Here is a 12,326-nt window from a genome sequence, read left to right on the forward strand (position 1 = left end):
TGTCCAAATATGAAAACTTGTATTCTATATCTAACAAAAATAACCCAGATGCTTTTCAGCATCTGGGTTATTTTTGTTAACTTGATGGCTATGGGCATAGCAGCCGTCTTTTTTCTATGCAAATTTTTCATTTATATATATATCTTCAATTTTATATTCTTTCTTCACTACATATTGCCACACACTATATGCATAACGATTCATTTTCACAAAACAGCTTTCTAAAAAAGATCGAAATTCAGGATTAGCAACTTCTACAGCAACTTGAGCAAAATTTAGTGCTAGTCTTTTCAAATGCGAAATATAAGAAATAGCGATTCCTATATCCCCTATGTGGATGCTTTTCATCTCCACATCATCTTGTATAAAGGGAGACTTTAGCTGTTCACAAATCATATGCTGTAAATTTTCTCCTTCTTGAAAATTTACTTGCTCATTATATGCTTGTAGCATATAAGGTAGATGTTGCCGTAATATATCCTTTAGCTCTTCATCGTGAATCCGATTCATATACTCTCCAATTTTATATATAAGCGTATAAGTAAAGCTCATTAGCTCTTCCATACAATTCATAAGACTACCTCCTTTCTTCTTTACTATATGTTATAAATATGGTGCTAGAACATTTGCTATTCTTGCTAGAAACCAATCCCAGCTATTAATTTCTTCAAAATCTTTATCAGAAAAACGTTTAGATTTATGAAAATCTTCTTGCAATCGTCTCCATACTTGAGCAACAACTGCTTTATCATATATAAAACAATTCGACTCTGTATTGATATAAAAACTCCGATTATCAAAATTAGCTGTTCCTACATCAACACTTGTATCATCGATGATTGTCACTTTCCCATGAAAAAATCCATTCCGGTACTGATAGATTTCCGCACCAGCATCCAACATTTTTTTTAAATGGGGATACGCAGCTTGTTTTAGTAATATGGCATCACTTTTAAAGGGAACAAGAATCTTCACTCTCACTCCACGTCCTAACGCTTCTTGTAACCCATTCATCATTTCCTTACTTGGTACAAAATACGGTGTTGCAATAATCAATGATTTCTTAGCCTTCTTTAATAATGCACCGTATTCTTGCCATAACCCTTTTCCATTTGAAAACACATATTGATACTTTGCATCCCCCTCTATCGCTGGACCTTCGTACAAAGGAAACTTTTCACCAGTATCTGCTTGCCAATCTTCTGCAAATTGTCGTTCCATATCAATGGCTCCATCTCCTTCAATACGCATCTGATAATCACGCCATTCCCCAAATTTAGGATCTTGGCCGAGATACTCCTTTCCTATATTAAAACCACCAATGTACGATACTTTTCCATCTATCGCTACAATACGCCGATGATTGCGTTGTTGCAGGGAATAAAAAAGATTTTTAAACTTAGGCTTTTTACTAAAAGTAAACTTAACACCTTTTTCTTTTAAATGTTCGATCACTTTTTTCTTAACTTTATAGCCACCAATTCGGTCTACTGATAACCTTACATCTACACCGCTTGAGGCCTTCCTCTCTAGTAATTGTAAGAATTTATGACTTACTTCATCTTTACCTACGATGTAAAAATGAATATACACGTACTTTTCTGCACGATTTATATCATCAAATAATTTTTGATACAAATCCTCTCCATCGATATATAATTTGAAATTACCATAGCGAATTTTTGATATTTCATACCCACCTGCCATTTTTTTCCCCATTTCTACATCGATGTTCATCCATATGAATACACCTATGAGACATATCATAAAACCTATAAAGTGTTTCATGGATAATATCCTTTCTTAACAAGCTATCATTCCTATATCTTCCCTCTTTTTTTACGTTAACATACAAGAAAAATCCATACCTTCATGATATATGTCCCTGTCAAACAAATATGGATTTGCATATTGTATGTTGTATCTTAAAATAAAAGGAGGAAATAACTATGGGCTTCGCACATGGCAACGGATTTGCTTTACTTGTCGTATTATTTATCCTCTTAATTATCGTAGGTGCTGCTTGCTTTTGCTAGTTAGCTATCCCAATACGATATGCGCATAAAAACTATAAAAGCGGACACCTATTTTTAGGTGTCCGCTTTTCATTTCAATTTTTCATGCACTATTCTCAAATGCACTTCCACTTATAAAGTTAACAAAGTTGCTATTTTCTTACTTTCTGCTTTTCGAATATGACGTTGCTGCGCACGCAAAACAGCAATCTCATGCAGTTTTTTTTCTCCTTCTGTTTCTGGAATAACATGCGGAACCGGAACTGGATTATTTTCCTTCCCAAGTGCAACAAATGTAACAAACGATGTTGCTGCGATACGTTTATTACCTGAGATTAAATCTTCTGCTACTACTTTCACAAATACTTCCATTGAAGTTCGTCCTGTCCAAATAACAAACGATTCATAGCTCACACAATCTGTAGAACGAACTGGATGTAAGAAATCTACCCAGTCCATCGATGCAGTTACACATTCCATTCTTGAATGCCTAGTTGCTGAGATAGATGCGATCATATCCATTTCAGCTAATATTTTCCCCCCAAATAATGTGTTATGATCGTTCAAATCTGTCGGAAAGACACGACTTGTTTTAAACACCCTTGATTCATTTACTGTTTTTCCCTTTGCTTCTGCCATTTCTGCCACCTCTTTAATCATTCAATTACTTTAACATATTGTAATCCTTTTATTTCCCCTAATACGATAGATACTACACCAGGTGAACTACATATTATATACTAACAATATTCACAACTTCTCGTCTAGAAAAAAGAACCGATTTTATGAATCAATCGGCTCCTCTAAATACATATTGTTCTTTCGGCTGTTCAACTTTATTCCATTTTGTTACTTCTAAAACAGGAATATTTGCATGGAATGGTTGATAAAATTCAGTTGAAATTGTTCCTTCTACTTGAATCCAATCATCATTTTTCCACTCTACTCCCTCTGGTTTTTTCACTAACATACCATATACACCTGAATCGGCTACGCAATGAATAATACCAAATCGGAATAAGAAATATTGTTCTTTCTTTGAAGAATCATCGCGGAAAACAAATCCTTTAAACGAAAGTGTCTTGCCTGTAAACTCACCAGGATAATTATAAATTGTCTCCATACCTTTTAAGAAATCTTCATCCTTCAAGGCAATATTATCTTTTGTGATGTATTCTTTTTTCCCTTTTTCCATTACACCACGATAGCCTTCTTTCCCGTAATAAATACTCGTATCGGGTCTTAGAAACTGCCTTGTCATAAATGGATCTGTGCTTCCTGCCTGCGCAACAGGAAAATGAAACCCTTTTGTTTTAACAATATCCGAATCTAATGTTGCAATTGGAAAGAATAATCCTGAAATAATAGGGAAACAAAATAATGTATACGCAAAAGTCCGTTTCCACCATGTATTTTCATCTTTTGAATGATCATGCCCACAATGATTATGGTTACAACTGCAATCATGCTGCCCTTTTTCCTTTTGGTGCTCTTTTTGGAAAACAACAATGATTTGAATAAGTGTTAAAAACCCTAAAATAATTGCAGCTGTTTTTGATAAATATGCGTACTTCATATTTATATACTTTGTTATATTACCTGAAATATGAAGCTGCGTAATTAAGATTGTAAACCCGAGTAAAATATATGCTCGAAACATAACCTACCACCCCATCGCATAAATGAGTAGTGAGCTTGCATAAACTACAAGTGTAACTGTAGCTATCACCACAATTACAAATTTTGTTTTAAATGTCGCAAGCATCATAAACATATTTTTAATATCCACCATCGGTCCATAAACGAGGAACGCGACAATTGATGCTGTTGAAAATGTACTTTGGAACGAAGATGCAATAAAAGCATCCGCTTCTGAACATAGTGATAAAATATACGCAAGTCCCATCATAACGGCTGATGAAGAGAACGGTCCTTGTCCTATAGAAAGTAGTGTTGAAGTTTGTACAAATGTTTGAACTGCAGCAGCAATTAATGCTCCTATTACTAAGTATTTCCCCATTGAGAAAAACTCTTCAACAGCATGTGTACATACGTCCCACATCTTTTTACGCAAAGGACGCTTATGATCCACCTCTGGGAAATGTTCATCACGTAGTTGATGATCTTTAAACATAAACGATAATATAAGTCCAACGATAATAGCTACAACAATGGCTACAATGGAACGATACCACACCATATGCATACTACTTCCGAATGCAACGTACGTTGCAAATAATACAACCGGGTTAATAATTGGCCCCGTTAACATAAATGCAATTCCAGCGTATGGCGGAACACCCTTCCCAATGAGGCGTCTTACAATTGGAACGATGCCACATTCACACCCTGGAAACATCATGCCAAGAAAAGTGGCTAATAACACAGACAGAAATCGATTTTTCGGCATCCATTTTGCCACCATATCTTCTGTCACAAACATTTGAATGAATCCTGAAATAAATACACCAATTAGCACAAATGGCAGTGCTTCAATTAAAATTGAGATAAAGATTGTATTCATTTGCAGGAATGCTTTCGGTAACTGAAACAATTCCATGATGTATTTCCTCCATTTTTTCATTAACAATATGTAATTTTAACCTCAATTTATTATTTGAACAAGCCCTTTTCAAATCTGCAAATCATGGAAAAAACGTTTTTCAGCCATATACATGTCGTATATAAGAAACGTTTTATTACGACAAAAAAGCTGTTCTAGCGCAGTTTGATAACTATGCTAGAACAGCTTTCATATGATTTAAAAATAACGTTTCTTCCAAAAAATAAAGGCCATTACGCAAGATAATATTGCAGATATAATCATAGCCATTAAAAAACCATGCGGATTTTCACTTAAAGGAACTGGAACATTCATTCCAAAAAAACTGGAAACCATTGTTGGCACTGATAATATGATTGTCATAGAAGTTAAAAACTTCATAACACTGTTTAAATTATTAGAAATAACCGAACTAAACGTATTCATCATACCACTTAAAATATTACTATATATTTCAGCCATTTCAATGGCCTGTTTATTTTCAATTAATACATCTTCTAGCAAATCTTGATCATCTTCATACATTTTAATAAACGTATTATTGCGCATTAACTTTTGAATCACAATTTTGTTTGCTTTTAAAGATGTCGTAAAGTATACCAAGCTTTTTTCAAGTCCTAGTAATGTAAAAATTTCTTTATTTTTCATCGACTGATTTAATTGATGCTCCAAGTCGATTGTTTTTCGATTAATTTGTTTTAAGTATCTTAAATAATATGTAGAAATTGTATATAAGAGCTGCAGCGCAAATCGCGTCTTTTTAAACGTATAAAATTCTTTAATACGTTGGTTAATAAAACGCTCAAAAATCGGATTTTCTTCCAAACAAATGGTTACAAAACATTCCGGCATTATAATCATACCAATTGGAATTGTATCATATATTGAATTTCCCTCTTCATCATGCCTTACTGTAGGAATATCAACGATAATCAATGCATTATCATCTTCTTTTTCAATACGAGAACGTTCTTCATCATCCAAAGGGTCCTTAATGAAGTCCAATTCTACATTTAATGTTTGTACTAGAAATTGAATTTCCTCTTCTGTTGGATGGAGTACATTAATCCAACAACCTTTTTGAATCTCCTCAATTTCTTGTAGTTTTCCGTTTCGGTCTGTTAAATAAATATTTAACATACTATCACCCCGATTCTTTTTACATGTGGGAATCTACCTCACTTAAACAACAGTTTTTGAACCGCTATTTTCAGCATATGAAACAAATGTTCAAATTTCAATAGAAAAATTATTTTGAAAACGCTTTTTTATAAAATCTTTCAAAATAGAAAAAGACAGAGTTCGCTCTGCCTTTTGAAAAGCTTATGTTGCCTTTATAACATATTTAGAAAGCATCCACAAGTTAAATGAAACTGAAATCGTGTAACCAGCATATGTTGCGATAATAAAACTAGTGTAGTCTAAGTATGGTAATAATGTAATATTTAATACAACTTTTATGATGATACCTATCATTAAACCGATAATCGTTTTTTGTTGCTGGTTGATTCCTTGCAACATTGCCGCTGTCACTGTAAATAATGAAAATAATATACATGCAGGTGCATAGTACTGTAAAATAACACTTCCCATATTTGGATCATTCCCTGCACCAAATAAAAGAGTATATACCGGTTTTGCTAATACAATCATTCCAATTGCTGCCGGAATGGTAATTCCAACCACTAGCAAATTTGTTTTCGTAAAGTGCTTATATAATAACTGTTCATTTCCTGCTATATATGCTTTTGTCATCTCTGGAACAAGAGACATACTAAAAGCTGTTGCTACGGAAACCGGAATAAGTACAACCATTTGCACAAGACCGATTATGGCATTTATTTTCTCTGCTTCTCCTTGTACATACCCTACCTGCATTAATAATTTATTGATTGTAAATGTATCAATTGTTTGATAAAGCGGGATTGCTAAACTAACTACAACAAAAGGAATAGAATATGTAAATAACTCTTTATATAATAAGAAAAAAGATTTCGTTGTCTGTGGAATACTTGTAATCTCTTTTTGTTTCAAGAACTTCCGCCTTCTCAGATAATATCCACTCAGAACACTTAATCCTGCTACCGCCCCCATAAACGCTCCAAACGTTGAAACTCCAACTGCTAAAGAAACTGAAGCTTTCAAAACATATAAAATAACAAAACTTCCTATTAAAATTGTCAATACACGAAAAAACTGTTCGACAACGACACTTACTGCCGAAGGTCCCATAGATTGAAATCCCTGAAAAAAACCACGTAACAAACTCATTACAGGTACAATTAATAGAGCAAAACTTACAATTTGAATATTGTAAGTTACAGCAGTCATACTATTGCCAGTTTGATCATTTCCATCAATCACAATCTTCGCAAGGTATGGTGCCATCAAATATAATACTAGAAATGAGACAATCCCCATAAGAACCATAAAGACTACTCCACTTTTGAGTACCCTTTTTACCGTATGATAGTCATTTAGCTGGTCATATTTTGAAACCATTTTTGAAACAGCAAGTGGCAATCCCATTGTTGCAATGCTTAACATAATTGTATAAGGGCGATATGCATAAGTGTATAATACATATCCACTCGTCCCTACCATTGCTGTAAATGGAATCACATATATAAATCCTAGCATTTTAGATATCATCGTTGCCATCGTTAAAAATAATGTTCCACGTAAAAACGGTGACCCTTTCATTTCATTCCCCCGCTACGCTTTATTACTACACATTATGGACAACTTCTTTCTTTTAGAACTAAAATGCAGAAAAAAAGCCAATGAAACCATTGGCTTTAACGAACTGTTTTTTTCTTTTTCAAAATCTTTAAACCGAAGTAAAGAACAATAAAGAGCACTGCTCCAATAATTATGTAATGCGTATAATCAGCCGCATATTCTTTAATATGGCGCCATTTTCCACCAAGCTTTTCTCCTAAATAAATAAAAAGAATAGACCATGGAATAATTGCAACCACTGTATAAAGTGTAAAGCGTTTTAAAGACATCTTGGCTAACCCTGCTGGAATTGAAATCGCATGGCGCACAACTGGTATAAAACGAGCAGAAAATATAACCCCTGCACCATAACGATTAAACCAACCTTCAGCTATATCTAAATGATGCTTATTAATTAACAAGTATTTCCCATACTTTTCAACTACTGGACGCCCGCCATAATATCCTAACCAATATAAAAAGATTTGCGCTAGTGTACCACCAATTGTACCTGCAATAACCGCTCCTACAAAACTTATTTGATCTTGTGCAACTAAAAAACCGGCATAAGAAAGGACAATCTCACTTGGAATGATTTCAATCATTAACCCTAGGGCGACACCAAAGTATCCTAGACTGGCGAAAAATTGTAATAACTGATCTATTAAATTCGCTAACATTTGCTTTCCTATCTCTCCTTTTCTATTCACATACTCTCCTATTATCCCACAAAGGCTTGTTCATGCCAATATATTCACCATTCTCTTTTGAAAGTATGTACAATGCACTATGAATATACCACATACAAACAGAATGAAACAGGTATATTTTGGAAATTTTTCAATCAAGCAATGGTTCTTTATCCTTATCTTTCATATAAGTAAACATTTCTCTAATTTGCCATTCTGTATTTCTGGCAACTGATAATTGCGGGATTTCTTTTTCACCAAAAAAGTTTACTTCCTCTGTTTCCACACTTGTTCGTTTTTCTCCCCCAACAATTTCACAACCGATAAATATTTTATATACATGTGATATTGATGGCGATGAATGATGCTTTTCTTTATCAAATACTGCTAGTAATCGAAAATGATCTACTTTATAACCTGTTTCTTCCCATACTTCTTTTGCTGCAACTTCTGTTGGTGTATAACCAATATCTGCCCAGCCTCCTGGAAGTGCCCATTTCCCATCACTTTTTTCTTTCACAAATAATAATTTCTCATTTTGAAATATAACTGCTCGAATATCTACTTTTGGTGTTTGATAACCTGTTTCACTGGCAAATAGTTTCTCTACCACTTCCCAATCCGTCTTCGTATAGTGAGACATCATAGAAATTGAAAGATCACGTAATTGTTGAAAGCGCTCAATATCATATACATCTTTTGAATACGTTAAGCCAGTCTGAGCTATGGCTTGTATTTGTTTTACCCAATCAATCCATTTCACCTTCATTTTCCACCTTCCTAAAAGAAGTATATTCATTATACAACAAGAAAAGAGATTGATTAGAATCTCTTTTCTTGTTCACTCTAATTCATGTAAATGTTCTTGTATAAATTGACGACGTTTTTCGATGTATTGAAAAATCAATTCTGGTTCACTATCAAAAATCTCTACTTTCTTCTTCATATAAGGATCTTGAACAATATACGGACGGATTAATCCATGCATTTCCTCCACTTTTGGTTTTATATAATCCACAGTAAACTTTTCTTCTAAAATTTCCTCCAAAATATTCCGATATTGTTTCCTAAATGCACTTACATCAAGCAATCTGGCACTTAGGGTGTTATACCCTTGAATTCGGATATACTCATGATTTAACAATCTTCCTTCTACATCTCGTCCCCATGTTGCATCATAATCCCAAGGAATAACTTCAAATAAACCTGTTTCACCATTATGATACAGTGCATAGTTATGAACAAAGCCATCAAAGTTTTGCGTAAAAACAATACCCGCCAGCCATCGTAAATATTTGTCAATATCAACATATTTTACAATTTCCTTCTCATAGGCTGCTCGTGAAATCGTATTTGCCTGATACACAAATTCACTTAAATATTCTTCACTATGCTCATTTGCACACTTGAATTCATATCCTGATGATAAATCCGTTTTTATATCCTTATTTAATTCACTTATTAAAGAAAAATTTGCGTCATCGTCAACCGCATAATAAATAGAACCATTTGGTAAATTGCGACTACGTAAAAAATATTCGTCAACAGACTCTAGTTGCAAATATACCCCCTGTACTTGATTATTAATTTTCACAAAAACATGCTGTGATTTCGGAGATAATGTACCAATATCATAAAAAAAATCAAGGGATAGCTTATTTCGAATTAAAGATGGATCCTTGAATTCTGAATTTAAATGAATTTCTTTTACCCCTTGAAATAATTTTGGTTTATAAAACTTAACATGATAGGACTTTTTCTCAAACTTTCTAATATGAGAGCCTCGATATACAATGTCAATATCATACTTTCTTTTTTGATATGTCAATTTAGCAAGAACAGGATCGTCAGACCAAATATCTTTACGTAATTCTGTGATATACATAGGATTAATAAAAAAGTCATAAGTAGGCAGCATATTTTCTCCTCCCCTTCTTTTTATCCCATATTTACGTTTAATCCCTCCGTCTCAAGCTTCTGAGAAAACCATATAAAGAGCTCGAAAAAACACAATTCCCCCTATACTGACGGAAGGTTCACTTCATCTACAATCAATGTATGATTTTCCTTTTCCTATTGATACCCCTACCATTCATCTATTTTTCTAGAATTCCACACCCGTCCTATACGCGGCGAGGATTTATTTCATATTGTAGTAATGTAAGAGAAAAGATATTTCTTTTCAATAGATAGTGTTAAGGAGGATTCGTATGAAATATAATATCCAAAAAGCTGTAGAAGGGATTAAAGCCGCAGGAATGGAAGGTTTTTTACATCAAGATCCTACAAGTGGACATAAATCTCGCTGTCATAAAACTTGTAAATGCCGTAAAACTTGTAAATGCCACAGAACTTGTAAATCCCATATAACTTGCAAACCTCACAGAACTTGTAAATCCCATATAACTTGCAAACCTCATAGAACTTTTAAATCCCATATAACTTGCAAACCTCATAGAACTTTTAGATCTCATATAACTTGCAAACCCCACAGAACTTGTAAGTCCCATATAACTTGCAAACCCCACAGAACTTGTAAATCCCATAAAACTTGCAAATTCCACAGAACTTGTAAATCCCATAAAACTCGTAAATGCCACAAAACTTGTAAATCCCACAAAACTCGCAAATTCCACAGAACTTGTAAATCCCATAAAACTCGCAAATGCCACAAAACTTGTAAATCCCGTAAAACTCGCAAATGCCACAAAACTTGTAAATCCCATAAAAGTCATAAATTCCATAAAACTTGTAAATCCAAAAAGAGATTTCATAGCCCTACGTTCAAAAAACAAAGCCACTGTTTTCCTAACCATCCCTTTTGGAGCTAATTCTCATCACAATAAGTAAATCGGTAAAACTTAAATATATATAATGGAAATTAATTCTTAGATGAAAAAGATGATGTCCAAAAAGTAGATGAATAACTACTTTTTGGACATCTTTTTTGTAAAAACAATACACAAAAAAGAAAACACTCCTTGATATACTGGAATTATCAAGAAGTGTTTTCTTATGAGTAACCATACAGATATTATTAGTCTGCTATCTTTACTGTTCATATTTGTATAACTTAAAATGTATACGATCTATTTTTTTGACTATATTTCTTGAAAATGTTTTATATCTGCAAAAAGCTTTACTGTACCTTTTCCGTCTTCAACTTCAATCACACTTAAACTTGCACTATGCATAAATGGATCATGCCATACCTTTTCAACAGAATTACCAGCAAAATGCCCCACAAGTAATTTCGCTGCTGCAGCATGAGATACAACTAAAATACTTTCTCCTTTATGCTTTTCCAACAGAATATTTATCCCCTCTACTACCCTGCTATATACGTCAAAAAAACTCTCGCCTGAGGTGGAGCGGAATTGGTGTGGTTCGTTCCAAAATAAATTTACTTCTTCCGGATATTTTGTTTCCAAATCAGCAACCATTTCTCCCTCCCATACTCCCATATTAATCTCATAAAAGTGTTCATCTGCTATAATTGGTATATCTCGTGTCCCTCTAATCAGCTCTGCCGTATGAAGCGTTCGTTCACTTGGACTACTATATATAGCATGAAGCGGCATTTCTTTTATGTGATCACCCAATTGTTTTGCTTGTAACATACCTTTTTCAGTTAAGTTCGAGTTTTTTCTTCCTTGCATGCGCTTTGCGACATTCCACTCTGTTTCTCCATGACGCGTTACATATAACGTTGTTTTCATTTTTCCTCCCCCTTACCATTCTGGCCGTGATTCCCATGGTTCTAGTGTTCCTACGACCCATTTTCTTTGTTTATTTTGAATCCCTGCTATAACTCCTTCAGCAATCTCTTCATGAGTCAACCACCTTGAATGTTCACCTTGTAAAATAAACCCTAATAAAATTCCATATGTGATTTTGCTTCCTTATAATACTTTAAGCGATCCTGCAATGTACCTGAATGAAACTCAAACTTATGTCCATCTGGATCAATAAAATAAATAGATTGACAATCCCTTACATCACGTTCTCTTCCTTGTAAAATATGAACTTCGTTTTCTTCTAATCGCTGTAATAAACGATTAAAATCTTCTTGTTCGACAGAAAAGGCAAGATGTGTATAAGACTGATGAATCTCATTTCTTGCAATATCTACTTCTTCATTGAGTGCTACCCACATCCCGCATATATCAAAATATGCAAGTTTTCTTCCCCTTACTAATAACTTTCCTTCTAATACAGTTTTATAAAATTCAATAGCTCTCTCTAAATCTGAAACTGAAAAACAAAGATGATTCAAACCCTTTATCAAAACAAATCCTCCTTACATAGTAAAAAGATGAGTGAAAATTCACCCATCTT

The 12,326-nt window shown here is 33.8% G+C and carries 14 protein-coding genes and 1 pseudogene; 1 reads left to right on the forward strand and 14 read right to left on the reverse strand.

Annotated elements, in window-relative coordinates; all coding sequences use genetic code 11:
- Nucleotides 1–114 precede the first annotated feature (114 nt).
- Both ACIQ7L_RS25440 and cls read right to left on the reverse strand, forming a co-directional pair.
- Nucleotides 115–573: a spore coat protein gene (locus tag ACIQ7L_RS25440; RefSeq protein ID WP_400572673.1), complete on the reverse strand. Its 459-nt coding sequence runs from the start codon at nucleotides 571–573 to the stop codon at nucleotides 115–117.
- Between the two features lie 30 nt (nucleotides 574–603).
- A complete protein-coding gene (gene cls / locus ACIQ7L_RS25445) occupies nucleotides 604–1,788 on the reverse strand; it encodes a cardiolipin synthase (protein WP_400572675.1) in 1,185 nt (394 codons plus the stop codon).
- A 161-nt stretch (nucleotides 1,789–1,949) separates the two neighbouring features.
- On the opposite strand from cls, the gene ACIQ7L_RS25450 reads away from it, so the two are divergent.
- The gene (locus ACIQ7L_RS25450) at nucleotides 1,950–2,036 is read left to right on the forward strand and encodes a YjcZ family sporulation protein (protein ID WP_000505094.1); all 87 of its coding nucleotides are present in this window, start codon (nucleotides 1,950–1,952) and stop codon (nucleotides 2,034–2,036) included.
- A gap of 111 nt (nucleotides 2,037–2,147) precedes the next feature.
- Here ACIQ7L_RS25450 and ACIQ7L_RS25455 read toward each other — a convergent pair whose 3' ends face one another.
- The 12 genes and pseudogenes from ACIQ7L_RS25455 to fosB all read right to left on the reverse strand — a co-directional run bounded on the left by ACIQ7L_RS25455 (nucleotide 2,148) and on the right by fosB (nucleotide 12,276).
- The gene (locus tag ACIQ7L_RS25455; protein ID WP_335360815.1) at nucleotides 2,148–2,654 is read right to left on the reverse strand and encodes an acyl-CoA thioesterase; all 507 of its coding nucleotides are present in this window, start codon (nucleotides 2,652–2,654) and stop codon (nucleotides 2,148–2,150) included.
- A gap of 151 nt (nucleotides 2,655–2,805) precedes the next feature.
- The gene (locus ACIQ7L_RS25460) at nucleotides 2,806–3,675 is read right to left on the reverse strand and encodes a TIGR03943 family putative permease subunit (protein WP_400572678.1); all 870 of its coding nucleotides are present in this window, start codon (nucleotides 3,673–3,675) and stop codon (nucleotides 2,806–2,808) included.
- A 3-nt stretch (nucleotides 3,676–3,678) separates the two neighbouring features.
- Entirely contained in the window at nucleotides 3,679–4,575 is an 897-nt protein-coding gene (locus ACIQ7L_RS25465; RefSeq protein ID WP_400572680.1) for a permease, read from the reverse strand.
- Nucleotides 4,576–4,776: 201 nt separating this feature from the next.
- The gene (locus ACIQ7L_RS25470) at nucleotides 4,777–5,718 is read right to left on the reverse strand and encodes a magnesium transporter CorA family protein (protein ID WP_097895913.1); all 942 of its coding nucleotides are present in this window, start codon (nucleotides 5,716–5,718) and stop codon (nucleotides 4,777–4,779) included.
- A gap of 183 nt (nucleotides 5,719–5,901) precedes the next feature.
- Entirely contained in the window at nucleotides 5,902–7,281 is a 1,380-nt protein-coding gene (locus ACIQ7L_RS25475; RefSeq protein ID WP_400572682.1) for a putative polysaccharide biosynthesis protein, read from the reverse strand.
- Nucleotides 7,282–7,376: 95 nt separating this feature from the next.
- On the reverse strand, nucleotides 7,377–7,979 hold the full coding sequence (uptA, locus tag ACIQ7L_RS25480) for an undecaprenyl phosphate transporter UptA (RefSeq protein ID WP_400572754.1): 603 nt from the start codon (nucleotides 7,977–7,979) through the stop codon (nucleotides 7,377–7,379).
- Between the two features lie 160 nt (nucleotides 7,980–8,139).
- On the reverse strand, nucleotides 8,140–8,757 hold the full coding sequence (locus ACIQ7L_RS25485; protein ID WP_400572684.1) for an NUDIX hydrolase: 618 nt from the start codon (nucleotides 8,755–8,757) through the stop codon (nucleotides 8,140–8,142).
- A gap of 72 nt (nucleotides 8,758–8,829) precedes the next feature.
- Entirely contained in the window at nucleotides 8,830–9,906 is a 1,077-nt protein-coding gene (locus ACIQ7L_RS25490) for a CotH kinase family protein (protein WP_400572686.1), read from the reverse strand.
- Nucleotides 9,907–10,258: 352 nt separating this feature from the next.
- Nucleotides 10,259–10,783, reverse strand: a complete 525-nt coding sequence (locus ACIQ7L_RS25495; RefSeq protein ID WP_400572756.1) for a hypothetical protein — start codon at nucleotides 10,781–10,783, stop codon at nucleotides 10,259–10,261.
- Between the two features lie 306 nt (nucleotides 10,784–11,089).
- The gene (locus ACIQ7L_RS25500) at nucleotides 11,090–11,707 is read right to left on the reverse strand and encodes a phosphoserine phosphatase 1 (protein ID WP_400572687.1); all 618 of its coding nucleotides are present in this window, start codon (nucleotides 11,705–11,707) and stop codon (nucleotides 11,090–11,092) included.
- 12 nt (nucleotides 11,708–11,719) lie between these two features.
- Nucleotides 11,720–11,869, reverse strand: a pseudogene (locus ACIQ7L_RS25505) (short-chain dehydrogenase); the annotation flags it as partial.
- Complete coding sequence (fosB, locus tag ACIQ7L_RS25510) at nucleotides 11,860–12,276, reverse strand: FosB/FosD family fosfomycin resistance bacillithiol transferase (protein ID WP_400572689.1); 417 nt, start codon at nucleotides 12,274–12,276, stop codon at nucleotides 11,860–11,862. The gene fosB and the pseudogene ACIQ7L_RS25505, both read right to left, overlap by 10 nt.
- Nucleotides 12,277–12,326 lie beyond the last annotated feature (50 nt).

It is taken from the genome of Bacillus sp. NPDC094106, from assembly GCF_044764345.1.
Taxonomy (GTDB): domain Bacteria; phylum Bacillota; class Bacilli; order Bacillales; family Bacillaceae_G; genus Bacillus_A.

What these genes read in the sequence shown, in the direction of transcription:
- ACIQ7L_RS25460 (WP_400572678.1), bottom strand. Translation starts at nt 3,675, where the DNA reads ATGTTTCGAGCATATATTTTACTCGGGTTTACAATCTTAATTACGCAG.
- ACIQ7L_RS25490 (WP_400572686.1), bottom strand. Translation starts at nt 9,906, where the DNA reads ATGCTGCCTACTTATGACTTTTTTATTAATCCTATGTATATCACAGAA.
- ACIQ7L_RS25470 (WP_097895913.1), bottom strand. Translation starts at nt 5,718, where the DNA reads ATGTTAAATATTTATTTAACAGACCGAAACGGAAAACTACAAGAAATT.
- cls (WP_400572675.1), bottom strand. Translation starts at nt 1,788, where the DNA reads ATGAAACACTTTATAGGTTTTATGATATGTCTCATAGGTGTATTCATA.
- ACIQ7L_RS25475 (WP_400572682.1), bottom strand. Translation starts at nt 7,281, where the DNA reads ATGAAAGGGTCACCGTTTTTACGTGGAACATTATTTTTAACGATGGCA.
- ACIQ7L_RS25485 (WP_400572684.1), bottom strand. Translation starts at nt 8,757, where the DNA reads ATGAAGGTGAAATGGATTGATTGGGTAAAACAAATACAAGCCATAGCT.
- ACIQ7L_RS25465 (WP_400572680.1), bottom strand. Translation starts at nt 4,575, where the DNA reads ATGGAATTGTTTCAGTTACCGAAAGCATTCCTGCAAATGAATACAATC.
- ACIQ7L_RS25450 (WP_000505094.1), top strand. Translation starts at nt 1,950, where the DNA reads ATGGGCTTCGCACATGGCAACGGATTTGCTTTACTTGTCGTATTATTT.
- uptA (WP_400572754.1), bottom strand. Translation starts at nt 7,979, where the DNA reads ATGTTAGCGAATTTAATAGATCAGTTATTACAATTTTTCGCCAGTCTA.
- ACIQ7L_RS25500 (WP_400572687.1), bottom strand. Translation starts at nt 11,707, where the DNA reads ATGAAAACAACGTTATATGTAACGCGTCATGGAGAAACAGAGTGGAAT.
- ACIQ7L_RS25440 (WP_400572673.1), bottom strand. Translation starts at nt 573, where the DNA reads ATGAATTGTATGGAAGAGCTAATGAGCTTTACTTATACGCTTATATAT.
- ACIQ7L_RS25455 (WP_335360815.1), bottom strand. Translation starts at nt 2,654, where the DNA reads ATGGCAGAAGCAAAGGGAAAAACAGTAAATGAATCAAGGGTGTTTAAA.